Annotated in this window: 22 protein-coding genes and 1 pseudogene; 18 read left to right on the top strand and 5 right to left on the bottom strand. The window is 40.7% G+C overall.

What is annotated here, in order from left to right:
- Positions 1-10: 10 nt before the first annotated feature.
- The 5 genes and pseudogenes from FTU77_RS09495 to FTU77_RS09475 all read left to right on the top strand — a co-directional run bounded on the left by FTU77_RS09495 (position 11) and on the right by FTU77_RS09475 (position 7,458).
- Entirely contained in the window at positions 11-1,228 is a 1,218-nt protein-coding gene (locus FTU77_RS09495; RefSeq protein ID WP_078192700.1) for an acetate/propionate family kinase, read from the top strand.
- A gap of 59 nt (positions 1,229-1,287) precedes the next feature.
- Positions 1,288-3,429 carry a phosphate acetyltransferase gene (pta, locus tag FTU77_RS09490; RefSeq protein ID WP_180055649.1) on the top strand — a complete coding sequence of 714 codons (2,142 nt, stop codon included), beginning with the start codon at positions 1,288-1,290 and terminating at the stop codon, positions 3,427-3,429.
- Between the two features lie 139 nt (positions 3,430-3,568).
- Positions 3,569-4,421, top strand: a pseudogene (locus FTU77_RS16100) (DUF2515 family protein).
- Positions 4,405-5,304 carry a hypothetical protein gene (locus FTU77_RS09480; protein ID WP_180055648.1) on the top strand — a complete coding sequence of 300 codons (900 nt, stop codon included), beginning with the start codon at positions 4,405-4,407 and terminating at the stop codon, positions 5,302-5,304. Before FTU77_RS16100 ends, FTU77_RS09480 begins: the two are co-directional and overlap by 17 nt.
- 627 nt (positions 5,305-5,931) lie before the next feature.
- Positions 5,932-7,458 (top strand): fumarate hydratase, encoded by a 1,527-nt coding sequence (locus FTU77_RS09475; protein ID WP_078189659.1) that lies wholly within the window; start codon positions 5,932-5,934, stop codon positions 7,456-7,458.
- A gap of 127 nt (positions 7,459-7,585) precedes the next feature.
- Here FTU77_RS09475 and FTU77_RS09470 read toward each other — a convergent pair whose 3' ends face one another.
- The 4 genes from FTU77_RS09470 to tig form a co-directional block, all read right to left on the bottom strand.
- Positions 7,586-8,299, bottom strand: coding sequence for a DUF2846 domain-containing protein (locus tag FTU77_RS09470; protein ID WP_180055647.1), 714 nt, complete (start codon positions 8,297-8,299; stop codon positions 7,586-7,588).
- Between the two features lie 163 nt (positions 8,300-8,462).
- Positions 8,463-9,773 (bottom strand): ATP-dependent protease ATP-binding subunit ClpX, encoded by a 1,311-nt coding sequence (gene clpX / locus FTU77_RS09465; RefSeq protein WP_180055646.1) that lies wholly within the window; start codon positions 9,771-9,773, stop codon positions 8,463-8,465.
- A gap of 29 nt (positions 9,774-9,802) precedes the next feature.
- A complete protein-coding gene (clpP, locus tag FTU77_RS09460; RefSeq protein WP_078192707.1) occupies positions 9,803-10,408 on the bottom strand; it encodes an ATP-dependent Clp endopeptidase proteolytic subunit ClpP in 606 nt (201 codons plus the stop codon).
- Positions 10,409-10,602: 194 nt separating this feature from the next.
- Positions 10,603-11,934 carry a trigger factor gene (gene tig / locus FTU77_RS09455; protein WP_078192708.1) on the bottom strand — a complete coding sequence of 444 codons (1,332 nt, stop codon included), beginning with the start codon at positions 11,932-11,934 and terminating at the stop codon, positions 10,603-10,605.
- 272 nt (positions 11,935-12,206) lie between these two features.
- Here tig and FTU77_RS09450 point away from each other — a divergent pair, with 272 nt between their 5' ends.
- From FTU77_RS09450 to FTU77_RS09405, 10 genes are all read left to right on the top strand, one after another.
- Positions 12,207-14,417 (top strand): TonB-dependent receptor domain-containing protein, encoded by a 2,211-nt coding sequence (locus FTU77_RS09450; protein ID WP_180055645.1) that lies wholly within the window; start codon positions 12,207-12,209, stop codon positions 14,415-14,417.
- A 301-nt stretch (positions 14,418-14,718) separates the two neighbouring features.
- Positions 14,719-17,007 (top strand): catecholate siderophore receptor Fiu, encoded by a 2,289-nt coding sequence (locus FTU77_RS09445; protein ID WP_180055644.1) that lies wholly within the window; start codon positions 14,719-14,721, stop codon positions 17,005-17,007.
- Positions 17,008-17,104: 97 nt separating this feature from the next.
- Complete coding sequence (locus tag FTU77_RS09440; RefSeq protein ID WP_180055643.1) at positions 17,105-17,788, top strand: Fe2+-dependent dioxygenase; 684 nt, start codon at positions 17,105-17,107, stop codon at positions 17,786-17,788.
- Complete coding sequence (locus tag FTU77_RS09435) at positions 17,785-18,885, top strand: alpha-hydroxy acid oxidase (RefSeq protein WP_180007180.1); 1,101 nt, start codon at positions 17,785-17,787, stop codon at positions 18,883-18,885. The genes FTU77_RS09440 and FTU77_RS09435 overlap by 4 nt, the downstream gene beginning before the upstream one ends.
- 263 nt (positions 18,886-19,148) lie before the next feature.
- Positions 19,149-20,846 (top strand): 2-isopropylmalate synthase, encoded by a 1,698-nt coding sequence (gene leuA / locus FTU77_RS09430; protein WP_111884051.1) that lies wholly within the window; start codon positions 19,149-19,151, stop codon positions 20,844-20,846.
- A 104-nt stretch (positions 20,847-20,950) separates the two neighbouring features.
- Positions 20,951-22,111, top strand: coding sequence for a homoserine O-acetyltransferase (locus FTU77_RS09425; RefSeq protein ID WP_168377871.1), 1,161 nt, complete (start codon positions 20,951-20,953; stop codon positions 22,109-22,111).
- Entirely contained in the window at positions 22,111-22,704 is a 594-nt protein-coding gene (metW, locus tag FTU77_RS09420; RefSeq protein WP_067763682.1) for a methionine biosynthesis protein MetW, read from the top strand. Before FTU77_RS09425 ends, metW begins: the two co-directional genes overlap by 1 nt.
- Positions 22,701-23,291 carry a tetratricopeptide repeat protein gene (locus FTU77_RS09415; protein ID WP_078189669.1) on the top strand — a complete coding sequence of 197 codons (591 nt, stop codon included), beginning with the start codon at positions 22,701-22,703 and terminating at the stop codon, positions 23,289-23,291. The genes metW and FTU77_RS09415 overlap by 4 nt, the downstream gene beginning before the upstream one ends.
- A 103-nt stretch (positions 23,292-23,394) precedes the next feature.
- On the top strand, positions 23,395-24,018 hold the full coding sequence (rdgB, locus tag FTU77_RS09410) for an RdgB/HAM1 family non-canonical purine NTP pyrophosphatase (protein ID WP_180055642.1): 624 nt from the start codon (positions 23,395-23,397) through the stop codon (positions 24,016-24,018).
- A 65-nt stretch (positions 24,019-24,083) separates the two neighbouring features.
- Positions 24,084-24,377 carry a hypothetical protein gene (locus FTU77_RS09405; protein ID WP_180055641.1) on the top strand — a complete coding sequence of 98 codons (294 nt, stop codon included), beginning with the start codon at positions 24,084-24,086 and terminating at the stop codon, positions 24,375-24,377.
- 36 nt (positions 24,378-24,413) lie between these two features.
- Here the strand turns inward: FTU77_RS09405 and FTU77_RS09400 are convergent, their stop codons facing one another.
- Complete coding sequence (locus FTU77_RS09400) at positions 24,414-25,295, bottom strand: permease (protein ID WP_180055675.1); 882 nt, start codon at positions 25,293-25,295, stop codon at positions 24,414-24,416.
- 141 nt (positions 25,296-25,436) lie between these two features.
- Here FTU77_RS09400 and tatA point away from each other — a divergent pair, with 141 nt between their 5' ends.
- From tatA to tatC, 3 genes are read left to right on the top strand one after another with little or no spacing between them, the layout of a single operon-like run.
- Positions 25,437-25,658 (top strand): Sec-independent protein translocase subunit TatA, encoded by a 222-nt coding sequence (gene tatA, locus FTU77_RS09395; RefSeq protein WP_078189673.1) that lies wholly within the window; start codon positions 25,437-25,439, stop codon positions 25,656-25,658.
- A gap of 12 nt (positions 25,659-25,670) precedes the next feature.
- Positions 25,671-26,147: a Sec-independent protein translocase protein TatB gene (gene tatB / locus FTU77_RS09390; RefSeq protein WP_180055640.1), complete on the top strand. Its 477-nt coding sequence runs from the start codon at positions 25,671-25,673 to the stop codon at positions 26,145-26,147.
- Positions 26,144-26,914 carry a twin-arginine translocase subunit TatC gene (gene tatC / locus FTU77_RS09385; RefSeq protein ID WP_180055639.1) on the top strand — a complete coding sequence of 257 codons (771 nt, stop codon included), beginning with the start codon at positions 26,144-26,146 and terminating at the stop codon, positions 26,912-26,914. Before tatB ends, tatC begins: the two co-directional genes overlap by 4 nt.
- Positions 26,915-26,926 lie beyond the last annotated feature (12 nt).

Raw genomic sequence — 26,926 nt, 5'->3', positions numbered from 1 at the left:
GTATTTAAACGTGTCTACATCAGTATTAGTAATTAACTGCGGATCTTCTTCTATCAAATATGCGTTAGTTTCTGAGCGCCGTGAAGATCGTATTTTTGGTCTAGCCGAGAACCTAGGTTCTGCTGATGCACGTATTAAAGGGGTCACTACAGGTGGTGATGCGCTTGAGCTGTCTATTCCACATGCTGACCATGAAAAAGCCCTTGAAACTATTTTAGAGCGTTTGGCTCACCATAATCCTCAAGCGATTGGTCACCGCGTTGTTCACGGCGGTACATTAACCAAAGCTGAGCTCTTAACACCAGAAATTATTGAACGTATTCGTGAAGCAACTCCACTTGCTCCATTGCATAACCCGGCTCACTTGGTAGGGATCGAAGCAACCATGCGCTTGTTCCCTGAACTTCCGCAAGTAGCCGTATTTGATACAGCATTCCACCAAACCATGCCGTCTCATGCATACCGTTATGCATTACCAAAATTCTTGTACACACAGCATAACGTGCGTCGTTATGGCTTCCACGGTACTAGCCATGCCTACGTATCTGAGCGTGGCTCAATGTTGGCAGGTAGCTTTAAACAAGGTGGTTGGTTAACTGCTCACTTAGGCAATGGTAGCTCGACTTGTGCGATTTGGAATGGTCAATCTGTAGATACGTCAATGGGTCTGACTCCACTTGAAGGTGTGGTCATGGGCACACGTAGTGGTGATGTTGACCCAAGTATTCACAGCTTCCTTGCGAGCAACTTAGGTTGGGATATCTACAAAATCGACAAGATGCTGAACAGCCAATCAGGCCTACTCGGTTTGTCTGATCTTTCAAATGACATGCGTACATTGATCGAAGCATCGGAACAAGGCAACGAAGATGCCGCACTTGCCATTGAAGTATTCTGTTACCGTTTAGCAAAATCTTTAGCAGGCCTCAGCTGTGGTCTACCACGTATTGACGGTTTATTCTTTACTGGTGGTATTGGTGAAAATTCTGCCTACATTCGTGAAAAAACAGTTTCATACTTACCGCACTTTGGTTTCAACCTGAGTAAAGAATTAAATGACAACTTAAAACGCGGTACTGAAGGTCGTATTGACCACGGTACTGGCCCACAAATTTGGGTTGTTCCAACCGATGAAGAAGGCCGTATTGCCAAAGAAACTGAGCATGTTGTAGACGAGGTGACAGCGTCTGTTACAAAAAAGTCTGATGCTGAAGCTGCGATTGCATAAGCAATCACATCAGCCCCTTCGCCTTCAATATTAATTTTTAGCTTTAATTTAGACACCGTATGAAAACAATTTTACTCGTGCCAACTGGGGAAGGTGTAGGTTTAACATCTGCATGCTTAGGTTTAATTTATGCTTTGGAATGCCAAGGGGTCAAAGCAGGTTTTCTGAAACCATTTTCACAGGAAAATGTCGCAGATACTGTAGACCGTACAACGGCTCTTTATCGTCATTTATTTAATAATGAAACGGTAGAACCTATTCATCATGCCACCATCGTGAAGCAACTCAGTCATGATGAAAGTGATGAACTGCTCGAAGAAGCGGTTCGTTTGCACCGTGAAATTGCAAAAAAGCATGATCTGATTATTGTTGAAGGCTTGGTTCCAAACAGCCGAGATAACTTTGCCTCAGAACTCAACGCAACTTTAGCAAAAGCTCTTGATGCTAAAGTAATTATTGTCAGCACAGCAGATATTCAAAATGCCACTAAAACTGCTGAGAAAATTGACAGTTCTCTACGCCAATTCGGTGGTGCGGCATCTGAACGTACTGCGGGCGTTTTATTTATGCGCACACGTGGTTTGCCAGAAGAATCTGCGCAAATTCCTGTCACGCTTGATCCAAATCTGCGTTTAATCAGTGATACCAATAAATTTGTGCTCGAATTACAACAAAGTAATCCGCAAATGGGTTCTACACAGCTACCTGTCATTGGCCTCGTTCCATTTAGTAATACGCTCAGCGTACCGCGCATGTCTGACTTGGCGACGCATATCCAAGCAGAATGGATCAACCAAGGCGATGCTGCTCATCGCCGCGTACTGCATAGCAGCTTAGTTGCATCTAATATTGAACATGAACTTCACAAATTTGTGGCAGGCGAACTGATTATCAGCGCCTCTGACCGTATTGATGTGTTGTTGGCTTCTAGCCTTGCAAGTAGCAATGGTATTCCACTTGCCGGTTTGGTTTTGACTGAACATCATCAACCGAACCCACAAGTTTTAGATTTCTGCCAAACCGCGATTAAGCAAGGCTTACCGATTTTACATACGCCTTTAAGCACGTTTGAAACGGCACAACAACTTTCAAATTTAGGCAATGAAATTCCTGTCGATGACGTCGAACGTGCAGAGCAAGTGACTCGCTTTGTTTCAAGCCACATCAATGCTGAATGGATTACTGAAGTATTAAATGGTTCATATCAACCACGCTTGTCCCCTTCTGCATTCCGTCATGAATTGGTACAAAAGTCCATTGCTGCGAAAAAACGGATTGTTCTACCTGAAGGTGATGAACCACGCACCATTCAGGCGGCTGCCATTTGTCAATCACGTGGCATTGCACACTGTATTTTATTGGCAAAACCTGAAGCCGTGATTGAAGTTGCAAAAGCACGTAATATCGAACTTCCACATGATTTGGAAATTATTGATCCAGATCTGATTCGTGAAAACTATGTGCCTAAAATGGTTGAGCTGCGTAAAGGCAAACTCAATGATCTACAAGCACGTGAACAGCTACAAGATACTGTTGTTTTAGGCACCATGATGCTTGCACTCGATCAGGTGGATGGCTTAGTCTCAGGCGCAGTACATACTACGGCGAATACTGTACGTCCTGCATTCCAATTGATTAAGACCGCACCTGATTATTCATTGGTTTCTTCTGTGTTCTTTATGCTGCTACCAGATGAAGTCTATGTGTACGGTGACTGTGCCATTAATCCAGATCCAAATGCAGAACAGCTTGCAGAGATTGCGATTCAATCTGCAGATTCAGCGAAAGCTTTTGGTATTGACCCACGTATCGCAATGATTTCGTATTCAACAGGTACTTCTGGTGCAGGCGCAGATGTCGAGAAAGTGGCTGAAGCAACACGTATTGCAAAAGAACGCCGTCCAGATTTACTCATTGATGGCCCGCTTCAATACGATGCTGCATCGGTGGAAAGTGTGGGACGCTCTAAAGCACCTGACTCTAAAGTGGCTGGTCGTGCCAATGTGTTTATTTTCCCTGACTTAAATACAGGTAATACAACCTATAAAGCAGTTCAACGTTCTGCAAATGTAGTCAGTGTTGGCCCAATGCTGCAAGGTTTAAACAAGCCTGTAAATGACTTGTCTCGTGGCGCATTGGTCGATGACATCGTGTTTACCATTGCATTAACGGCGATTCAATCCGAACAACAAGAAGCTTAATTTTAGTTTCGAGTTCTTAACCACCCTTTCGAAAGACTGGGTGGTTTTTTGTTTTGTATAACTGCCATTATGTTGAAAAGACTCAGAATTAGTAGAAATTTCTTTTAAATTCTATGGCTGAATTTTGAGTATTTGGTACATGACCAATAATGTATTCATTCTTCGCTTAAAAAAAGAAATCAAAACTCTGATACACATATCTAATTTAAAAAATAAAAGGAAAAATTTACATAAATTAGAGCCTGGATATGAAACTAGGGCGTGACGTATTGCTTCAGTTTATGCCAATATTTATCTAGAAAAAGAAAAACATGGAAACAAGGATTTAGTTGGTCGTTACTATTGGATGGGCTTAGGTGCATTTGCTTCAAATAATCTTAGCTGCCATTGTTAAACATGGTTTAACTGCATGGGGATATAAATGGATTCCACTAGGGGTAATTCGTGATCCTGTACATACTTTTGCAAAAGGTAACTTATGGCTATTTATGGATATTGCACCTTGGCATTATGCTTTGAGCATGTCTTCATCCTCTTTTAATCAATGCCGAACTCAACGTGATGTTTCCAAATTTACTCATATTAAAGAAGAAGTTATAAACATTCCTTGGTCAAATTGTTTACCCATAATTAAAAACTTAAAAGCACTTTAGAAATTAAAAGTGCTTTTGAATATCTACCAAAAATTGAAAAGTATTCTGCCGAGTTCTTATAATATCAAAAACATGGAAAGAGAATATCAGGGGCGACACGCCGGTGTACTTGATAAGGTACCAGAAACAGTATACAGCGAACCATTATCAAACACTAAAGTCGCCAATTATGATAGCCGTATGGAATGGATTAATAAAGCAGCAGAAAAATATCATCGTTTAATGCAAAGTGATAAAGGAAGATACTTTTTAGAAGAAGAACTAAAAATTATTGCGAAATGGGGCGATAGCAAAGCTAATTTTACAGTTGGAAAGGATAGTAATGATGGAAAAATTTAATTACTGCATTGTTATTTTTATGGTGGGTTATCTCCTTTCAGCTTGTCAACCTAGTGCAAAAAATACAGAGAATAATGTCATGAATCAACTGCGTTTTAGTTTACATTTAGGCAAACAAGGATTTAAAGATTTTTCTCAACATAATCTTGGGCATCCCGATAGTCATCCATCTGGAGCAGGTTTTAAAGAGTTAGATTTTACACCGCCCAACTTAGGTCAGATTAAAGTTGAAAATGGTGAGAATAGCTTAGTGATAGATCATGTATTTTCAGTTCTAGGAACATCGTTTAATAATGAGGATGGAATACAAGGGCTTGATATTAATGCAGGGCTAAACAAAGAGGAATTTGTACGTCCTGAACAAGCCCACCAAGCTTATGTTGACTTAATGAGACGTATAAATCAGGCCGAATGGAAAAATTATTTCTATCGTTTTTCTGCACGAATAGCAAAGGAAGATAATATTCGATATCTAATGAAATCAGGTGATGTCATTGACCCGACTTATATCTTTAATTATGAAGAATGGAAAAAGATAATAAATACAGTTGGAGGGAACACTATAGGCTACCGATTATATGCCAATGGTATTCTTTTGGATCTGAGTATAAAACAAACTCAAAAAACTGAAGATGGTAAAGAACAATATATGGTTCGTTATGCTTTCAATACGATTCGTTATGATGAAAGAAATTCAATGGATGATTCAGAGAATAATATTGATACTTACAAAATGACCTCAAAAGAGTTAGAACAAGCATTTGCAAATGAGCTGATAAGAAATAAAAAATCAAGAGAAATTGATGAAAAAGAAGTTATAGTACAAGGCTACCATATCGATGAAAATTATGAAGATCCTGATGTTTGGCAATATGTTAAATAATCAAATGTTGTCGCGTTTAGACTCAATTTTAAAGCACTTTTACACAAAATTGATCATTGAAACTAAAGATTTGAAGATTTGAAGATTTGAAGATTTGAAGATTTGAAGATTTGAAGATTTGAAGATTTGAAGATTTGAAGATTTGAAGATTTGAAGATTTGAAGAAGAATATTATTTTTATAAAATTTAAAGCAAAAAAAAAGAAGATAAAGCTTTAGGCTTGATCTTCTTGTTGACCGTAGAACCAAGTTGCTGCGATAAATAGAGAAAAACCAATAACTGACAACACTGGAGTAACCATATAATTCACACTCTAACTTTGATGACGTCATTATGTAAAAGTTTTATGACAGTTATATGACAAATATGACATATCCAAAAATAATAAATATTATTTAATTTCATAATCTTAGAAACAAAAACAAATCTTCTCCTCTAGTTATGTGACAAATATTTCATGAAATATGACAGTGAAAACGTCATTTTTAGGATATTGATGACAGCGAAACATGGCGCTGTTTAAGCCTATTAAACTTTCGGCCAAAGATTAAGCGAAATACCCACACAACTGTGTTTTTGTCTTATAATTTAGCCCGCTAGCTATCAGCCCGCTCAAGAGATATTTGTATGACAACTATTATCAAGCAAGATGACTTGATCACATCGGTAAAAGATGCGCTTCAGTTCATTTCTTACTATCACCCACAGGACTTCATCCAAGCGATGAGCCGTGCGTATGACCGTGAAGAAAACAAAGCCGCAAAAGACGCGATTGCACAAATTTTAATTAACTCTCGTATGTGTGCAGAAGGCCATCGTCCTATCTGTCAAGATACGGGTATTGTGAACGTATTTCTTGAAGTGGGCTTAGACGTTAAATTTGATTTAACCATGAGCCTAGACGATGCAATTAACGAAGGTGTACGTCAAGGTTATCTTGAAAACTCAAACATTCTTCGTGCATCAGTATTAGCTGATCCTGCTTTTGGTCGTAAAAATACCAAAGACAACACCCCTGCTGTAATTCACTACAAACTCGTTCCGGGTAATAAAGTTGATATTACTGTTGCTGCTAAGGGTGGCGGTTCAGAAAACAAATCTAAACTTGCAATGCTTAACCCTTCTGACTCTATCGTAGATTGGGTACTTAAAACTGTTCCAACAATGGGTGCAGGTTGGTGTCCTCCTGGTATGCTCGGTATCGGTATTGGTGGTACTGCTGAAAAAGCCATGATGCTTGCAAAAGAAGCATTGATGGAAGAAATCAACATGGACGAATTACTTCGTCGTGGCCCACAAAACCAAATCGAAGAACTTCGTATCGAAATCTTCGAAAAAGTAAATGCTTTAGGTATTGGTGCTCAAGGTCTTGGCGGTTTAACGACTGTTCTTGATATCAAAATCAAAGACTACCCATGTCACGCTGCAGGTAAACCAGTGGGTATGATTCCTAACTGCGCTGCAACTCGTCATGCACATTTCCAATTAGACGGTTCAGGTGTAGCGCATATTCAAGCGCCTAGCCTTGAAGACTATCCTGCAGTAACTTGGGATTCATCAACGTCTAAACGTGTTGACTTAGATAACATCACTCAAGAAGAAATGAACTCTTGGCAACCAGGTGACACACTACTTCTTAACGGTACAATCTATACGGGTCGTGACGCTGCGCACAAACGTATGGTTGACATGTTAAACAAAGGTGAAGAACTTCCAGTTGACCTAAAAGGTAAATTTATTTACTACGTTGGCCCTGTTGATCCAGTCGGTGACGAAGTCGTTGGTCCTGCTGGCCCAACAACTGCAACACGTATGGATAAGTTCACACGTCAAGTGCTTGAAGCAACTGGTATGTTCGGTATGATTGGTAAAGCGGATCGTGGTCCTGCTGCTGTTGAAGCAATCAAAGACAACAAAGCAACTTACCTCATGGCTGTCGGTGGTGCTGCGTACTTAGTATCGAAAGCGATTCGTGAAGCTGAAGTTGTAGCATTTGCTGACTTAGGTATGGAAGCGATCTACAAATTTGTTGTAAAAGACATGCCTGTATCTGTAGCTGTTGACGTAAATGGTACTTCTGTTCACGCAACTGCACCAAAAATCTGGCAAGCAAAAATTGGTAAAATCCCAGTAGTTGATGCTGCTGCGAACTAATTTCGCCACATTCAAGATCTAAAAAAGCACCCCATCGGGTGCTTTTTTATTGTCAATATTTAGACTGTCTGTCGAATGACATTCGCTATTTAATGCTTTCACACACTAAAAACAACGGCTAATTACATTACCAAGTTAATGGATTCCACAGTTTAAAAGGCTTGGTCAACTGCACATCTTCCGCAGGATCATAATGAGGTGCCTTCAACTTCTGCGCACTTTTCCGCACTTTTCCAGTGTTTTGATCTTTTGCCACAAAGTTAAAACTGTTGGATTTCAACTCTGTAAATGCGATTTCATTTCGACCAATTTTTTCAGGCATGAGCAGCAATGGCCCTGAAACCGTTCTTTTACTGGATAAATTCTCTTCATCATATTTAATGAAGTAAGTTTGACCTGCTTCAACATCAAAGTCTAAATATTTAGGCTTTTGAAAATGATTCACCCCCAAAGGGCGACTCGATGATAAGCGGTAATTCCCCGCCGGTAACTCCACCCAGTAATAATGATTATTCAATAAACTTGGAATACGCTCACTGTTCAGAAATAAGCTACTAGCCACAATTTCTTGGCGGTTCCACTTACTGTCTGGACGATATAAATACACAATCGCTGCTTGGTCATGCTGAGCTTTTACTTCTTGAAAATGTCGGCCTTGTTTCTGATTGACCCAACCACCAATGGTAAACATACCCAATCGATATTGCTCAATATGACCCGGTGTACTTTCAGGATCCACAGGCTTTAATGTTGAAGCCAATGACGTTTGCTCAACGGCTGATTTTCCATGACAACCCAGCAGCGCTACACTGCTTAAAAGTAGAATTGCAACTCCACGCATGATTATCCCTCACTGCGTCTTTTTTTATTTTTACACTTTTGTTTTCAGTTTTTTACATTCAGGCATCCACGCCATCCTGCTGAGATTAACATTCTGCTTTTATTTTTGGAAATAAAAAACGTGTGCAAATCTTGGATTTACACACGTTTCAGACGAATAGCGCTTAAGCAGATTTAGAGTTCACAACTTTTAAATCTGACTTCGGTGCAGCTTCTTCAGTTTTCTTTGGTTGACGTTCTGATTTAAATTCAGGTTCCGCTTCACCATTAATCACCGCTTCATTGACGACAACCGTACCCACATCTGAACGACTTGGTAGGTCATACATCGTTTCAAGCAATGAATTTTCTAAAATCGAACGTAGACCACGTGCACCCGTATTACGGTCAAGGGCTTTTTTAGCCACGGCACGCAATGCTGAGTCTTCAAATACGAGGTCAACATTTTCCATTTCAAATAAATATTGGTACTGACGTGTCAATGCATTTTTTGGTTCAGTCAGAATCTGCATCAATGCTTCTTCGTCGAGTTCTTCCAAGGTAGCAATGACAGGTAAACGACCAATAAATTCAGGAATCAGACCGAATTTAACCAAATCTGTCGCTTCAACTTGGCGGAATAAGTCAGATAGTTTTTTAGTTTCATCTTTCTTACGCACTTCAGCTGTAAAGCCAATACCACCTTTTTCCTGACGCTGCTGTACGATTTTCTCTAGACCAGAGAATGCGCCACCACAGATAAACAGGATGTTTGAAGTATCAATTTGAATAAATTCTTGCTGCGGATGCTTACGACCACCTTGAGGCGGAATCGACGCAACCGTACCTTCGATCATTTTCAATAACGCTTGCTGAACACCCTCACCCGATACATCACGAGTAATCGATGGGTTTTCAGACTTGCGGGTAATTTTGTCGATTTCATCGATATAGATAATGCCTTTTTGTGCTTTTTCTACATCGTAATCGGCTTTTTGAAGGAGTTTTTGAACAATGTTCTCAACGTCTTCACCCACATAACCGGCTTCAGTTAAAGTCGTTGCATCTGCCATCGCAAATGGCACATCTAAAAGACGCGCAAGTGTCTGAGCAAGCAGCGTTTTACCTGAACCTGTTGGTCCAACCAACATAATGTTACTTTTCGAAATCTCTACTCCGTCTTCTGGTTTTTTACCACTGGTGCCAACTTTTAGGCGTTTATAGTGGTTGTATACCGCAACAGAGAGGGTCTTTTTCGCAACATCTTGCCCAATCACATATTGGTCAAGCGCAGCACGGATTTCATGCGGTTTTGGTAAAGGACGAGTTGCCCAGTCATTTGATTCAACTTGCTGACTGGTCTGAACTAGGTCAAGACATACGTCCACACACTCATTACAGATGTACGCGTCCTCACCTGCAATCAGTTTCCCGACTTCAGACTGCATTTTACCGCAAAATGAACAATGCTTTTGTCCTTGAGGATGTTCGGACATATTCACTCCAATAATTAATTCTTTAAAACTTATGGGCGTTTAGATAAAACTTCGTCCACAAGACCGTATTCTTTCGCAGCTTGCGCTGTCATAAAGTTGTCACGGTCAGTATCTCGAGCAACAGTTTCGTAGTCTTGACCACTATGCTCTGCCATTAAACGATTTAAACGTTCTTTGATGAATAGAATTTCACGTGCATGAATTTCAATGTCAGATGCCTGACCACGGAAACCACCGAGTGGTTGGTGAATCATGACACGGGCATTTTCAAGACAGTAACGTTTGCCTTTAGCACCGGCGTTAAGCAGGAATGCACCCATCGATGCTGCTTGCCCCATGCAGTAAGTCACAACATCAGGTTTAATAAATTGCATGGTATCGTAAATCGCCATACCTGCTGTAACCGAACCGCCTGGTGAGTTGATATATAAATGAATATCTTTATCTGGGTTTTCTGCTTCTAAGAACAACATTTGGGCAACAATCAAATTTGCCATGTTGTCTTCAACTTCACCGGTTAAAAAAATCACACGTTCACGCAAAAGGCGTGAATAAATATCAAAAGAACGCTCGCCACGAGATGACTGTTCTACCACCATTGGCACTAGTGCGTTTTCAATTGTTGGAACATACATACGTTATTTATTCCTAAATTTTTCTGACTCAACCCATAATTCACAATATGAGGGATATTTGTCGAAATTGCAAAAGATTCCCAATTAAATAACAGATATTTTTTTCATAAGCATTGTGAAATCAGGACAACTTATTTGGGGGCAAATTTCGATAAAAAAAGGCGCTTAATGCGCCTTTTTTTGAAAGCTAGAAATTAGCCTTGTTGACGAGCTTGTTGCTCTTTCAATAAGTCTTCATAGCTCACAGTTGTATCAGTTACTTTAGCAGAAGCTAAGATGTGATCTACAACTTGGTCTTCTAGAATAACAGCTTCGATTTGAGCACGTTGCTGTTTATCGTTGTTGAAGTATTCAATTACTTCTTTAGGATCTTCGTAAGAAGAAGCCATGTCTTCGATGTAAGCATCAACACGTGCAGCATCAACTTCAATTTTAGCATCAGCTAATACTTTGCTGACTAATACGCCAAGTTTAACTGATTTTTCAGCTTGCTCTTTGAATAGGTCATCTGGAAGCATGCTTGAATCAAACGCTTTAGCGCCTTGAGCACCAAACTGTTGAGTGAATTGTTGGATCATTTGTTGACGTTGACGGTCAATTTCTTGAGCAACCATTGCTTCTGGAAGTTCTACTTCGTTTGCAGCTACAAGCGCATCAAAAGTTGCACCTTTCACTTGGTTACGAAGACCGTTTTTCACTTCACGTTCCATGTTTTTACGCACGTCAGCTTTCAGTTTTTCAACGCCTTCTTCTTCAGTTAGACCGAAGATTTTTAAGAATTCAGCATCAACTTCTGGAAGTTTTTGTTTTTCAACAAGCTTAACAGTGATTTTGAATTGAGCAGCTTTACCAGCAAGGTTTTCAGCTTGGTAGTCTTCAGGGAAAGTTACATCGATAACTTTCTCTTCGCCTTTCTTCATACCAACGATACCGTCTTCGAAGCCAGGGATCATACGACCAGAACCAAGAACAAGTTTAAAGTCTTCAGCAGCGCCGCCTTCAAACTTCTCGCCATCAACAGTACCTTCAAAGTCGAAAGTTACTTGCATGTCTTTTTTAGCCATGCCTTTAGTTTCAACCCATGAAGCGCGTTGTTTTTGAAGATTTTCAATCATCTTCTCAACGTCTTTGTCGTCAACTGAAGTTGTTTTACGTTCAACTTCTAGACCTTCGAACTTAACTTCAACTTCTGGATAAACTTCTACAGTTGCTTCATAAACTAAAGCATCATCTTTCATTTCAGTTTTTTCAATGTTTGGCATACCAACAGCATTGATTTTTTCTTGTTGGATCGCTTCGAATACTGTGTCACGAATGATGTCGTTTACAACTTCTTGATAGATACCAGCACCGTATTCACGACGAACAACGTTTACAGGTACTTTACCTGGACGGAAGCCGTTGATCTTCACAGTTTTGGCAGTGCGTTTCAAGCGAGCTTCAAACTGCTCGTTAATACGGCTCGTCGGTACAGATACATTTAAACGACGGGCAACGCCCGAAACCGCTTCAGAAGTTACTTGCATGGCTTCCTCGATAATTTGTTAGTTAAAACAGTTTTAAAAAAAAGTGCCACATTATATGACAACAATTAAAGATATACAAAAATGGATTATAACACTATAAATTCAGGCATGGATGCCCTTCTTATTTTTAGAATTTTTCAGCTTTTTTCGAAGAAATATTGATTATTTTTTAATTCACCATTGAAAATGAGAAACTTTCTCACTATTATTCTTAATGATATTTTTTTAATTTATTTTCATATATTTATCTTGTCCATATTTGGTATTCTTTTATGAGTAAATTTAATCTCAACCCTCTTTCCGCTGCTTTATTTGGGGCAATTGTAACTACTACGAGTTTCACACATGCTGAAACAGCTGAATCTCAAGCTCAACAGATGGAGACCATTGTTGTTTCTGCAGCGGGCTTTGAACAAAAAGTAAAGGATGCTCCTGCTTCAATTACCGTGATTACGGCTGAAGACTTAAAAAATAAACGAATTACATCCGTTGCAGATGCATTAAGTGATGTAGAAGGTGTCGATATTAGCCCTACAGCAGGGAAAACCGGCGGATTAAATATTCGTATTCGTGGTATGGACGCCGAATATACCTTGGTTTTAATTGATGGCCGCCGACAAAATAGTACAGGTGACATTGCCCCTAATGGATTTGGTGAGTCGAATAATAGTTTTATCCCCCCTGTTTCGGCTATCCAACGCATCGAAGTCATCCGCGGACCAGCTTCTACTTTATATGGTTCTGATGCAATTGGTGGTGTAGTCAATATCATTACCAAAAAAGTTTCACCAGAATGGACAGGTTCGGTCACGTTAGAAGGGACAGTGCTGCCAAATCACTCAGACTTTGGTAACCAACGCGCTGTCGATGCATTTTTAACAGGGCCAATCATTCAAGATTTATTGGGCTTACAAATCCGTGCACGTAAAGCGGAACGTGATCAATCAGATTTAATACGTAGTGATGACGATGATACTGGTGCTGAACTTAGTGGCGGAAATAGCCCAACTAAATCAGATCTAGAAACTATCGGTGCTCGCTTAACACTGACACCGCACAGCGACCATGATATTTCAGTTGAATATGAAAAAACTGAACAATGGTATGACAATAGCAAAGGTCAATTAGGGACGCTTGGTGCAAACGGTGGTTATGGTGATGCTCAAGAATATAACCGTGAGAAAATGATCCTCGCACATACTTGGAATAATGCTATTGGTAAACTTGAGTCAAGTATTATCAATACTCAAACAGAAACGGTTGGACGTTTAATTCCTGCACGTGCACAAGGGATGTCAACAGCCATCACTCCTCGTGTGTTAGAAAGTGAAGATACGATTTTTGATACTAAATTTACCACTCAACATTTTGAAGACCACCGTATTACTCTAGGCGGTCAATGGTGGGAAGCCAGTATCAGTGATGGTTTACGTGTAAAAAAAGAAGTTTCTTTTGAGCAATTGGGTCTATTTGCCGAAGATACTTGGTCGCTGAACGACAATCTAGCATTAACACTTGGTCTTCGTTATGACGACCACGATACGTTTGGTGATTTTTGGACGCCACGTGCATATTTGGTATGGAATGCACATGAAAACTGGACCTTCAAAGGCGGATATAGTGAGGGTTATAAAGCCCCACGTTTGGAACGCTTAACTGACGGTGTGGTCAATGTCAGTGGTCAGGGCCGTACACCAACTTTTGGTAACCCAAATCTAAAACCTGAAACCAGTAAAAACTTTGAATTTGGTACATATTTCTCAACCAATCATAATTTTGACTTCAACGTTACGGCTTTCTTTAGTCAAATCGAAGATAAAATCATGACGGGTAACAAGGAAATTAGCTGTAATACTGATAACACAACGACTTCGGGTATTAATTGGTCTAAAGCTGACTGTGAAGCTTTCATGGCATCGGTTGGAACGCCATGGGTGATGGATTATAACCGTAGCACACCAGACTCATGGAATGTGACTCGCCCTGTGAATGCCGAAGAAGCTGAAGTCTATGGTATTGAAGCTGGTTTAAACTGGGCATTTGCCGATAATTGGAAATTTGGACTGAACTACACGTGGACTGAAACTGAAATTAAAGATAGCAGTTTAGGCAATCCTGTACTTAATGACACACCAGAACACATAGTTAATGCGTCGCTTAAATGGCAAGCTGCTGACTTTATGAATTTATGGGCGCGTGGTGAGTATCGAAGTGAACGTGCACGTTTCACCTCAACCCATGACAATCTAACTGCAGCGAATCAACAGGTTTATGATGCCCTTGGTGACTACAAGGAATACGCATTATTACATGTCGGTTCAAACTTTAATGTCACGCCAAACTGGGATATTGGTGTTGCTCTGTACAATGTCTTTGATAAAGACTTTAACGATTATGAGAAAGTCGCAAATAGCTATTACAACCATTATAGCAATACTCAAGAAGGCCGCCGCGTACAATTAAGTACAACCTTTAAATTCTAAATAACACTTTATAAAAAAACCTGCTTCGGCAGGTTTTTTTGCATCAACAATTTACGATTTATTCTTATTTAATTCACAATCATGGCTATATTTGTAATCTCAATCAATTACAAACCAATAATATGTTTTATCAATACTTAATAAAAAACAGATACTTAATTAATACTTGTTATATCATTACATTAAATATGGCTATCACGATACGATTATTTATCGTGAATAACAATTACATAAAGATGTAAGAACAAATAAGAATCATTATTATTCGCATACAAATTCACTACTCCGAATCGGGTTCGAAATGGCCTTCATTAAAACACGTAAGAAAATTGTTTCTACAGCGATTGCTTCATCACTTTCAATCATTGCAGGCAATGTAATGGCTGAAGAAAAAGCTGTCCAACTCGAGACGATTAATCAAACTGTAAATAAAGAGAATTATAAAGTAGAAAAAGCGTCTTCAGATAAGTTTACGCAATCTCAACTAAATACGACTCAGACTATGGCCATTATCCCTGAGAAAGTATTAAAAGAACAAAATGCAACGACCCTAACAGAAGCACTTCGAAACGTTCCTGGTGTCGGCACATTCTCCCTAGGTGAAAACGGACGAATGAATACTGGTGATGCTGTTACCATGCGTGGATTTGATACAGCAAATAGTATCTTCATCGATGGAGTACGTGACTTGGGTAACGTTACTCGAGACATGTTTAATTACGAACAAATTGAAGTATTTAAAGGCCCTGCTGGTACAGATAATGGTCGTACAGCTGCCTCAGGTTCAATTAATTTATCAACAAAAGAAGCAAAACTTCAAGACGCTAACAATGCAACTCTTGGTTTCGGCTCAGATGAATATTACCGAGCAACTGCGGATATTAATAAAGCAATAAACGATACAACGGCCATCCGTTTTAATGCCATGGGTGAAAACTCAGACGGTATTGGTCGTGACGGTGTTGAAAATGAAAAATGGGCTGCTGCACTTTCAGCAGGCTTTGGTTTAGGCACAGATCTTCGCTTTTTCTTAGACTATCTACATATTGAACAAGACAATGTCTTGGATGGTGGTATCCCAACTGTAGGTTTACCAGGGTTTGATGCAAATAAAAGTACGAATGCAAGTATTAAAAGTCTTGCGCCATATCTAAATAGCCATAAAGTTGATACTTCAAATTATTATGGTGCACCTGAAGATTTTGATGATGTCACTGCGGACATGGCAACTGCTCGTTTAGAGTATGATTTATCAGAAAATACGAAAATCAAAAATACTTCTCGTTGGGGCAAAGCAGAGCATCAATATTTAACGACATTCTCAGGTAATGCCTTCACTACAACGTCAACTGACCTGAATGATCCTACTGCGATGCGCGTTTCAGGCAGTGCAAATAATAGTGATACTGAAAATGAAATTATAACTAACCAAACTAGCTTGGTTACAAGTTTCAATACAGGTCGCTTAAAACATGATGTCAGTACAGGGGTTGAATTTACACGTGAAGAAATGAAAACACGTGGTTGGACTGCTACGGTTACCGGTACAAGTTCATTGTATAACCCACAAGGCACTGTACATACCGCTTTAGTCAGAAATACCAATGGTAATGGTGATTCTGAAGCTCAAATGGATACCTACTCTATTTTTGCCTTCGATACTATTGAAATTTCACCACAATTTTCTGTGAATGGTGGCGTTCGTCTAGATCGTTATAAACTTGATGCCGATACATTTGTGAATACGGCTGCTTCAGGTCAACCGGCAAATTATGTTGCACAAAGCTTTAAGGATGACGGCAACCTATTCAACTGGAAAGTTGGGGCACTATATAAACCAACTGAAAACGGTAGCTTGTATGCTAACTACGCCATCCAACAACAAGCACCGGGTACTATTACAGGTGGTGACGGTATTGGTAATGCCAATGCATTTGCCCCATCTGGTTCAGCGAGCAGCAATAACAACTTAGATCTTGATCCTCAAGAAATTGAAACCATTGAAGTTGGTGCTAAATGGGAATTTTTTGACAACCGTTTACTCTTAACAGGTGCACTTTTCCAAACTGAACTCACAAATGAGTTGGAAAAAGATGGTGAAGAATACTACCAAACTGGTGAAAAATCAGTTAAAGGGGTTGAACTTGGCGTGATTGGTAACTTAAATGACAATTGGCAAGTTATTGCTGGTTATACACATCAAAAAACAGACATTAAAAATGTAACCCAAGCTGCGAGTAACCAGCAAGTTTCAGCAGATGGTTCAAGTAATATGCCATTTACGCCTTCTGATGCATTCACATTGTGGACGACCTACAATATGGATAAATGGAGCATTGGTAGCGGCGCGCGTTACAATGGTGAAATGACTAAAAACAAAGATGGCAATCAGGTCGGTCCTGCTGTCATCCCTGACTACTGGGTATTTGACTCAATGGTTAGTTACCAAGCAACACCAAATGTAGGGATTCAATTCAACATCAACAATTTATTTGATGAAGACTACATTAACAGCATCAACCGTGGTGGATTACGTTACATCGCAGGTGCTGAACGTAACTATCGCTTAACATTTAATTTTAAGTTCTAAATTAAATATTCTAAAAAAAGCCTTAATCTTGTATTAAGGCTTTTTTATTTATGCTTATCTTATGTAGATTTGATTAAAATTAGATTAAGGTTAAATTATGCTTCTTCATGTCCCTCATGTCCTTTCAAAGCAACACGTTCAAAGCATCAGACAAGCGATGAACCAAGATAATCAGTGGGTTTCAGGAAAAAGTTCGGCCGGAGCACAAGCTCAAAACATCAAAAAAAATTTACAAATCAATTCAAACAGTCAGCTCTATCAGCAGTTAAGTCAGCAAGTATTACCGCAAATTAATGAAAGTCTGCTCATTCAATCTTTTGCATTACCTAAAGAAATCTTGCCTCCGCTTTTCAATTGCTACCAAGATACCGGTCACTACGGTAATCATGTCGATAATGCAATCCATTACTATCATGAAAAAAATATAACTGTGCGTACAGATGTCTCAATGACCATTTTTTTATCAGAACCCGATGAATATGAAGGTGGTGAACTGATCATTGAGGATACTTATGGTGAACATGAAGTTAAGTTAGATGCTGGCGATGCAATTATTTATCCAGCGACCAGTCTACATCGTGTTGAACCTGTGACTTCAGGCTCCCGTATAGCAGCTTGTACTTGGGTACAAAGCATGGTCAAAGATGATTGGCAAAGAAGCATGCTTTTTAATTTAGATCAGACCATTATGCAATTACGACAAAATTTAGGCGATAGCAAAGAAATATTACAACTGACGAATCACTACCATAATCTTTTACGTCAATGGGCAGTTCTATGAGTCAACATTCTCCATTGCAACCACTGACTCAGATTCCTGCTCATTTACAAACCATTGCCGATTACGAAAAACAGGCTGAACTGCACCTGTCACACATGGTGTGGCAATACCTACAAGGTGGTTCTATGGATGAACACAGTGTACGTGGCAATTTGTCTCAGTTTGAACAGATACAACTTCTACCACGTATGCTCAGAGATCTGACCCAAGGTCATACCCAAATTGAGATATTAGGACAGCGCTTTCCGCACCCTATTTTTGTTGCCCCGATCGGACATCAACAACAATTTCATCCTGATGCTGAAGCTGCAACAGCCCTCGCCGCCGAAGTCCTTGGCAGCAATATGATCCTCAGTACGTTTACCAATACAGATATGCGTGAGTTAAAGCAGGGCAATCCATTCAAATGGTTCCAATTGTATTGGCAAGGTGAGCGCGAAAAGTCATTATCACTGGTCAAAATGGCAGAAGCACATGGTTTTAAAGCGATTGTGGTGACCGTTGATTCTCCACATTCAGGAATTCGTGACCGAGAGAGACATGCATTTTTTGAACTTCCTAAGTATGAACCTCAGCCTCATCATTTTATTCAACAACCTCAAAGCAAGCAAAATGAACACCCATTATTTCAAGGTCTGATGAAAATCGCGCCGACATGGGCGGATATCCTTTGGCTCAGTCAAAACACCTCATTACCGATTATTTTAAAGGGCATTGTCAGTCCACATGATGCTGAACTTGCCCTGCAACACGGTGTACAAGGCATTATTGTGTCGAATCATGGTGGGCGCGTACTGGACGGTTGCATTTCCCCTCTCACCGCCTTAGAACTGATTAAAAAAGTTGTGCCTCTGGATTTCCCAGTTTTATATGATGGTGGTATTCGTCGTGGTTCAGATGTGTTTAAAGCGATAGCCTTGGGTGCATCTGCCGTATTAGTCGGCCGTCCCTGCATTTATGGTTTAGCGACTGCGGGTGCTTTAGGCGTTGCACATGTACTCAAAATACTGAAAGAAGAATTTGAGATTACGATGGCATTGATGGGAACAGCCACCGTCGATGAGATTAATAAAGATTATATTTTTCAAAAAAGCTAATTTTATAGAAAAATATTTTCCAGTAATGGCATCTTGACGCAAAAATAGGAAATTATTTCCGGAATATATGGACTAATATTTAGTTATACATTTACGAGCTTACGGTAAAGCTAAGTCATGTGAATCTTTACAGATTTATTTCGACTTTCGGCTAAAGACTCCGAAATTAAACTTGTAAATTGCTAGAATAGACACAATCTATATAAGTAGTACCTTGCCGTTTATCCACGACATTTATCCACGGTGCTATAAGGAGTTTTCACATGATGTTGGCAGATCCAAGCAAAAAATACCGTCGCATGTACCAACGTGTAGACTTACCAGACCGTCAATGGCCAAATAACGAAATCAATAAAGCGCCGATCTGGATGAGTACCGACCTTCGTGACGGTAACCAAGCGATCTTCGAGCCAATGAACATTGAACAAAAGTTCAAAATGTTCCAAATGCTTGTGAAAATTGGTTTCAAACACATTGAAATCGGCTTCCCTTCTGCATCACAAATCGACTTCGATTTCACGCGTTTGTTGATCGAAGGCGGCCATATTCCTGATGATGTGTACATCGAAGTTTTGGTTCAAGCGCGTGATCATCTGATTCAACGCACATTTGAATCATTGCAGGGCGCAAAACGCGCAATCGTGCATATCTACAACTCAAATTCTCCAACTTTCCGCAATAAAGTGTTGAATGTTGATGTTGCTGGTGCAAAACAATTAGCGATTAATGCCGCAACGAAAGTCAAAGAATACGCTGCAAAACAGCCTGAAACTGAATTTGTATTCCAATACAGTCCAGAGTGTTTTACTGCAACAGAATTAGAAGTTGCTAAAGATGTCTGTGATGCGGTCACTGAAATTTGGGAAGCATCTCCAGAGAACAAAGTGATTTTAAACTTGCCTGCAACGGTTGAAGTTTCAGGTCCGAACGTCTATGCAGACCAAGTGGAATGGATGCACCGTAACATTCAACGCCGTGACGGTGTGATTATTTCTGTGCACTGTCATAACGACCGTGGCTGTGGTATTGCCGCTTCTGAGTTGGCCATTATGGCTGGTGCTGACCGCGTCGAAGGCTGTGTGTTTGGTAACGGTGAACGTACAGGTAACGTGGACGTTGCAGCGATTGCATTGAACATGTATACCCAAGGTGTTGCGCCAAACTTAGATTTCTCAAACATTAACGAAATCATTTCAATCATTGAAGAATGCACAGGCTTGCCGGTACACCCTCGTCATCCGTATGCTGGTGATTTGGTCTTCACCGCGTTCTCTGGCTCACACCAAGATGCCATTAAAAAAGGTTTCGAGTTCCAAAAGAACGAAGAAATGTGGGATATGCCTTATTTGCCAATCGACCCGAAAGACTTGGGCCGCGACTATGATGCCGTGATTCGTGTCAACTCACAGTCTGGTAAAGGCGGTATTGCGTACTTGTTAGAATCAAATTACAACGTGGTGTTGCCTCGTCGTATTCAAATTGAGTTCTCGCAAATCGTACAGCAAAAAACAGATGAAGACGGTACCGAGATTTCTGCGCAAGCAATCTGGTCTTTATTTAAAGACACGTATGTGGCTGCCAAAGACACGCATTATGCGGCGAAAAACTACCGCTTACATGATGAAAATGGCAAACAAGTCATTGAGCTTGATGTCGAAGTGAACGGTGAGATCCAGCAATTACGTGGTGAAGGCAACGGCCCAATCTCTGCTATCTTAAATGCCTTGCAGTTACCGATTGATGTCTTGAACTATGAAGAACGTAGCATCAGTTCAGGCGCACATGCTAAAGCCTTGGCGTTGATTGAGCTTCAAGTGAAAGGTACAGGTAAGTCTGCATTCGGCGCAGGTGTGCATGACAACATCGTGACCGCATCTATCGAGGCGATTATTGCCAGCACTAACCGTTTAATTGAACAAGGTGTTTTGAGTACTGAACAAGTGATTGCTGCTGCAGTCTAATTCAATGCTATAAATATCAAATAGCAATAAAATGACTTTAGAAGGATACCCTCAAGTGGTATCCTTTTATTATTCATACTAAAGATTTAAGGCGAATTATTCCTGTGTCTTTTCCAGCTGACTCAGTGGGCTTAGTTACCCCACAAAAGTTTATTTTTGAAGAGCCGTTAGAGCTCGAATGCGATCGCATACTCCCACGTTTTGAGCTCATGGTTGAAACTTATGGCGAACTGAATGCAGACAAATCTAATGCAATTTTGATTTGTCATGCACTGTCAGGCCATCATCATGCAGCAGGTTATCATCATGAAGATGACCGTAAACCGGGTTGGTGGGACGCATGTATTGGACCAGGCAAAGCCATTGATACGTCAAAATTCTTTGTCGTAGCATTAAATAATATTGGCGGCTGTAGCGGTTCTACTGGACCGACCTCTCCAAATCCTGAAAATGACAATCGCCCTTATGGTCCTGATTTCCCATTAGTGACTGTCCGTGACTGGGTCAAAACCCAAGCCATGTTGTCTGATCGTTTAGAAATTCAGCAGTGGTATGCGGTGATTGGCGGCTCTTTAGGCGGCATGCAAGCTCTACAATGGTCTGTGGACTATCCAGATCGTTTACAAAAGTGCGTGATTATTGCCAGTACACCAAAACTGTCTGCGCAAAACATTGCCTTTAACGAAGTGGCGCGTCAGTCTATTTTGTCTGACCCAGATTTTCATGATGGTCGTTATTTAGAAAATGACAGTTATCCTAAGCGTGGTTTGATCTTGGCCCGTATGGTGGGTCATATCACTTACCTCTCTGAAGAAGCCATGAAACAAAAATTTGGCCGTGACTTAAAGTCAGGTAAATTTATGTATGGCTTTGACGTCGAATTCCAAGTCGAAAGTTATTTGCGTTATCAAGGTGAGCAATTTAGCCGTAACTTTGATGCCAATACCTATTTGATCATGACCAAGGCTTTAGATTATTTCGATCCATCACGTGAATATGAGCAATCATTAAAAACCGCGATGTCTAAAACCAAGTGTCAATTTTTAGTTGTTTCATTTACAACGGACTGGCGTTTTACCCCTGCTCGTTCGCAAGAAATTGTAGATGCATTAATTAGCAATCATAAGCCTGTGAGCTATGTGGATATTGATGCCGAACAAGGTCATGACTCTTTCTTGTTCCCGATTCCGTTATATGTGAAAAGCTTACGTGCATTCCTAGGCGGTGTAAAACACCTGCAAGAAACACCGAAGGAGACCAACTAATGCGTATTGATCATCAACTGGCTGAACGTTGGATTAAACCAGATTCAAGCGTACTCGATTTAGGTTGTGGTGACGGTGAACTGCTTGCACATATGAGCAAAAAGCACAATATTCGTGCATATGGCTTAGAAATTGATCAAGAAAAGATTGCAATTGCAGTCAGTCGCGGGTTAAATATCATCCAACAGGACTTGAACTTAGGTTTAAGTCGCTTTGCCGACCAGTCTTTTGACTATGTGGTTATGGCACAAGCCTTGCAAGCTGTAGATGCACCAGACGTTCTCTTAAGAGACATGGTGCGTGTGGGGAAACAGGCCATTATCACCTTTCCAAACTTTGCACATTGGAAGACTCGTTCTTTCCTTGCATTAAAAGGAATGATGCCCGTTTCAGACGCGTTACCCTATATGTGGTATAACACGCCCAATATTCATTTATGTACTTTCCGTGATTTTGAAGCGCTGTGTGCTGAGAATAACATCCGGATTATTAACCGACTTGCCGTGAATGGGGATCAACAAGACAGTTTACTCAGTAAACGTCTCCCAAATCTATTTGGTGAAGTCGCAATTTATCGAGTGAGCGCTCTATGAAAAAATTATTATTAAGCACGACGCTACTGATTGGACTTTTTAGCATACAAGCCCATGCGGATTATGTTGCTCCATCATCTTCAGTTTCTAGCCAAGCTGCTCAATATTCAATTATGGATATTCACAGCTTAAGTAAAGCTGCTAAAGCAGGTCAGCCCGGTGCTCAGTTTTACTTAGGCACTAAATATCAACAAGGTAAAGACGTTGCCAAAGATGAACGTCAAGCTTTTGCATGGTATAAGGCTGCTGCTGATCAAGGTTTATCTGCAGCACAGCTTAATGTAGGTCGTATGCTTGCAGATGGCATTGGGACTAAAAAAGATGAAGCGCTTGCTCGTCAATATTTCGAAAAAGCAGCCAGCCGTGGTGATAACCGCGCAAGCTTTAACTTAGCCATGATGGAAGAGCAAAAGAAAAACTACATGGGTGCATACCAATGGTATGAGCTTTCTACCCGTGATGGCATGCTCGACAACAAAGTGATCAGCCTATCTGAAGGTAAGAAAACGGCATTGGCAGCCAACTTAAGCCAAGACCAAATTCGTCAAGCACGTGACCGTGCGGACAAATGGATTCAGGCACAATAAGTTTTTGAATCTTAAAAAGCACCTTCGGGTGCTTTTTTATTGCCTGTCAACCACAGCATCTTGTTAAAATAGCCTCAAATCTTGTTTTATGGTGAATATTCACATGGCTTCAACTGATTGGTTATCTCAAGGCACTTTAGTGCTTGCAAGTAATAACAAAGGCAAAATTGCAGAATTTGAAAAAATGTTTGCCGAGCTTAATCTTCCTGTTGAAGTGATTCCACAAGGTCAATTAAACATAGAAGATGCCATCGAAGACGGCCTAAGCTTTGTTGAAAATGCCATTATCAAAGCGCGTCATGCGTCGAAAATTTCAGGCAAGCCAGCCATTGCAGATGATTCTGGCATTTGCGTACCTGTGCTTGGTGGCGCACCGGGGATTTACTCTGCGCGCTATGCAGGTGAACATGGCAATGATGCCGCTAACAATGCCAAGTTGCTTGCTGACCTCAAACCGCTCCGTAAAGAGGGTGAAGCAATCGAAGGTATGTTTGTATGTGTCTTGGCTTTGGTCCAACATGCTGAAGACCCACTCCCACAAATTTTCCAAGGGGTTTGGCGCGGTGAAGTGATGGAAGCAGCACGTGGTGAAAATGGCTTTGGCTATGACCCACTGTTTTGGCTGCCAGAACTGAATGTTTCTAGCGCTGAATTATCAAAAGAAGAAAAAAATAAAATCAGCCATCGTGGTCAGGCGATGAAATTATTTAAAGCAAGTTTGAAATAATTTGCATTGGAGTTAATCTTAATGCCAAAGATTAACTCCAATCCCTGAATAAAAATAGAATAATTATGGAACTTCAACCGATACAGATCATATGCAACGCTTGCCATCACACTTCAACTGAAATCCCGACACGCTCTTTTCTTGGTTTTCAAAAACTAAGCTGCCCTCATTGCCAGGCGCAACTGACCTACCCGCTCACCTCAGGCTTTCGTACCACTTACGCTATTTTTGCAGTGTTGATCGTACTGTCGATCATGCTTAATCTGTCGCAAGGTCAAATTGGATTTCCAGGCCTGATAGGTATCGCGATGATATATGCCCTCGTGCGTGATTGGCAGATTCGCAAACAGCTCAAGTAGTCGCCCTTTGCGGGCATCTATAATTCACTTTTCATCTTAAAGCGAAAAAAGATGCAAAATTAACCCATAAAAACTGACGACGATGCAGCTCATAATCGTGCCTGAAGCAATATAACGCGCCGAAGTGCCTGTTCCTTGATAATGCGTTTCTAAAGCCACAATATTCGCTGCAGGGGGTAAGCAAAAGAGCATAAACATCACCCCAATATATTTCTCGATCTGAGGAATTGGAAGAAAGGCATAACTCAAACTACAGATCACCGCGCCAACGGTGAGTTTCATCGCATAAATACGACTACTGTTCATCAGATCACGCCATTGTACCTTGGTTTGACGCAGCCACATGCCTAAGACACACATCCCCGTGAAACTCATTCCAATTTTTGCAGCTTGATAGAGCCAATCTAAGATCTGATGTTCTTCTAAATGCTGCAGTCCAACTATTCGACAAACGCCTGCAATCATCAAGGCAAATACAGGGGGAGACATCGCCACTTTTTGCATCACGCTCGACCATGGTAATTGGGCTGAACTGACGGCTGTCACTGCCCACATATTGCCAAAGATAGAGCCACCGACATACAGAGCCACCATCGCTGCACTAATTTCAGGGCCAAACAGTGCTAAGGCAAAAGGAAAACCCAGCCAAGCCAAGTTCAAATAACTGACACACAAGGCACGTAAACTATCTTTTAACAGCCAGCGAAATAAATAAAACATCAGCACGGCAACACCAAAGCTAAAAAGCATGAGTGCTAAACTTCCTGCTTGATAGAACACCATGTTGTAGATGATCACGGCTGGAATAAAACAGCGTGCAAGTAAGCTAGAGAAAATCGATTTGAGCGATGCGGTTCCTGATAATGATGCCAATCCGAGGCCACTTAAAAAACCCAATATCGGAAGAAGAAACGCCACTACACCACCCTCACTGCTCAATCCATGCATAGTAACACTGAACATAAGCGTCGCGGCTGTCTTTAAACTGCAACATCTTGGTCACTTCACTGTCATCTACAACTGCTGAAATGTTGTGCAGACCAACAAGAGGATAACAAGATGGCTGGACTATCGATTTGGCATGTACTGATTTTTGCAATTGTGGTGATTTTACTCTTTGGTACATCAAAACTAAAAAACTTGGGCAAAGATGTCGGCGGCGCGGTCAAAGATTTCAAAAAATCGATGCGTGATGAAGACGCAGCAAATACGCAGCTTAATGAGCCTCGCACGCTAGAGCATGAAGCTCAAAATAAAACCAATTCCTCAGTTCAAAGCTAAGGGGTTGTCATAATGCTTAATATTGGTATTAGCGAATTACTGGTGTTCAGCATTATTGCGCTGATCGTACTCGGCCCAGAAAAACTGCCCGAAGGTATCCGCTTTGCAGGTAAATGGTACGGGAAAGTTAAACGACTGATCAGTAACGTGCAAACAGATATTGACCGTGAACTTCGCATGTCCGAACTTCGTGAAGAAATGCAAAAAGAAATGCAACGTATTCAACACCTCGAAGCGCGTATGCAAGCGCAGATGAATGAATTACAACAAACGCAACACCCCATAGAACAGACTGCGCAAAAACAACAAGAAGCCGTCCTACCTGACAATAAAAATTTATCCCCACGTTATCAGTACATCGAACGTGGTCAGATCACGATCTTTGCCATGGTTACACCCCAAATGAAAATAAAGCACGAAATTAAAACAGATCAATCTGCTGCATTAAGCTCGACCGATGCATTAGCAGAATATCAGGTGGCCGTATGACAGATCTTTCACTGAATAATTCACAGAACACTGTGCCTGATTTGGAAGAAATGCCAATCACCAAACATTTGGTGATTTTGCGTCGGCATTTGATCAAAATTACAGGGCTCATTTTGATTCTGTTCTTTTGTTTATTGCCCTTTGCCAATCAAAGCTATCAATTGATGTCAGAGCCTCTGCGTGCGCAGTTGCCGATGAACTCATCCATGATCGCAACGGATGTGACCGCCACCTTTATGGCGCCGTTTAAGTTGAATTTCTTTGTCGCGCTAATGCTCGCTATGCCCTTCGTAATTTATCAACTTTGGGCCTTCATCAAACCTGCACTGTATGAAAAAGAGCGGCATTTGGCGATGCCCTTATTATTCGGCAGCATCATCCTCTTCTATGCCGGTATTGCCTTTGCCTATTGGGTTGCCCTGCCATCCATCCTACATTTTTTTATGAGTGTTTCCCCTGAAACAGTCGCCCCGATGACGGACATCAATAGTTATTTAAGTTTCTGCTTAAAGCTATTTTTGGTGTTTGGACTGACCTTTGAAATTCCGATCATCACGTTAATTTTGATTTTGATCGGGGTGGTGTCTACTCAAACCTTGGTGGAGAAGCGTCGTTTTATTATCGTCGGCTGTTTTTTTGTCGCCATGTTTGCCACTCCACCCGATGCGCTTTCGATGATCATGTTAGCCATTCCTATGTGGATGTTGTTTGAGCTGGGTTTGTTCTTTGGCAAGCTGATTGAAAAACGACGTGCATCTGCACCTTAAACAAACTTATTT

Origin of the sequence: Acinetobacter sp. YH12142 (genome assembly GCF_013418435.1) — a bacterium.
GTDB lineage: Bacteria > Pseudomonadota > Gammaproteobacteria > Pseudomonadales > Moraxellaceae > Acinetobacter > Acinetobacter amyesii.
This window is presented reverse-complemented; position numbering and strand designations above follow the sequence as displayed.

Coding starts and splice junctions, on each gene's coding strand:
- FTU77_RS09445 (WP_180055644.1), top strand. CDS start 14,719: ATGGCCTTCATTAAAACACGTAAGAAAATTGTTTCTACAGCGATTGCT.
- tig (WP_078192708.1), bottom strand. CDS start 11,934: ATGCAAGTAACTTCTGAAGCGGTTTCGGGCGTTGCCCGTCGTTTAAAT.
- clpX (WP_180055646.1), bottom strand. CDS start 9,773: ATGTCCGAACATCCTCAAGGACAAAAGCATTGTTCATTTTGCGGTAAA.
- clpP (WP_078192707.1), bottom strand. CDS start 10,408: ATGTATGTTCCAACAATTGAAAACGCACTAGTGCCAATGGTGGTAGAA.
- tatA (WP_078189673.1), top strand. CDS start 25,437: ATGGCTGGACTATCGATTTGGCATGTACTGATTTTTGCAATTGTGGTG.
- FTU77_RS09470 (WP_180055647.1), bottom strand. CDS start 8,299: ATGCGTGGAGTTGCAATTCTACTTTTAAGCAGTGTAGCGCTGCTGGGT.
- FTU77_RS09480 (WP_180055648.1), top strand. CDS start 4,405: ATGATGGAAAAATTTAATTACTGCATTGTTATTTTTATGGTGGGTTAT.
- leuA (WP_111884051.1), top strand. CDS start 19,149: ATGATGTTGGCAGATCCAAGCAAAAAATACCGTCGCATGTACCAACGT.
- metW (WP_067763682.1), top strand. CDS start 22,111: ATGCGTATTGATCATCAACTGGCTGAACGTTGGATTAAACCAGATTCA.
- tatB (WP_180055640.1), top strand. CDS start 25,671: ATGCTTAATATTGGTATTAGCGAATTACTGGTGTTCAGCATTATTGCG.
- tatC (WP_180055639.1), top strand. CDS start 26,144: ATGACAGATCTTTCACTGAATAATTCACAGAACACTGTGCCTGATTTG.
- FTU77_RS09450 (WP_180055645.1), top strand. CDS start 12,207: ATGAGTAAATTTAATCTCAACCCTCTTTCCGCTGCTTTATTTGGGGCA.
- FTU77_RS09405 (WP_180055641.1), top strand. CDS start 24,084: ATGGAACTTCAACCGATACAGATCATATGCAACGCTTGCCATCACACT.
- FTU77_RS09475 (WP_078189659.1), top strand. CDS start 5,932: ATGACAACTATTATCAAGCAAGATGACTTGATCACATCGGTAAAAGAT.
- pta (WP_180055649.1), top strand. CDS start 1,288: ATGAAAACAATTTTACTCGTGCCAACTGGGGAAGGTGTAGGTTTAACA.
- rdgB (WP_180055642.1), top strand. CDS start 23,395: ATGGCTTCAACTGATTGGTTATCTCAAGGCACTTTAGTGCTTGCAAGT.
- FTU77_RS09440 (WP_180055643.1), top strand. CDS start 17,105: ATGCTTCTTCATGTCCCTCATGTCCTTTCAAAGCAACACGTTCAAAGC.
- FTU77_RS09415 (WP_078189669.1), top strand. CDS start 22,701: ATGAAAAAATTATTATTAAGCACGACGCTACTGATTGGACTTTTTAGC.
- FTU77_RS09435 (WP_180007180.1), top strand. CDS start 17,785: ATGAGTCAACATTCTCCATTGCAACCACTGACTCAGATTCCTGCTCAT.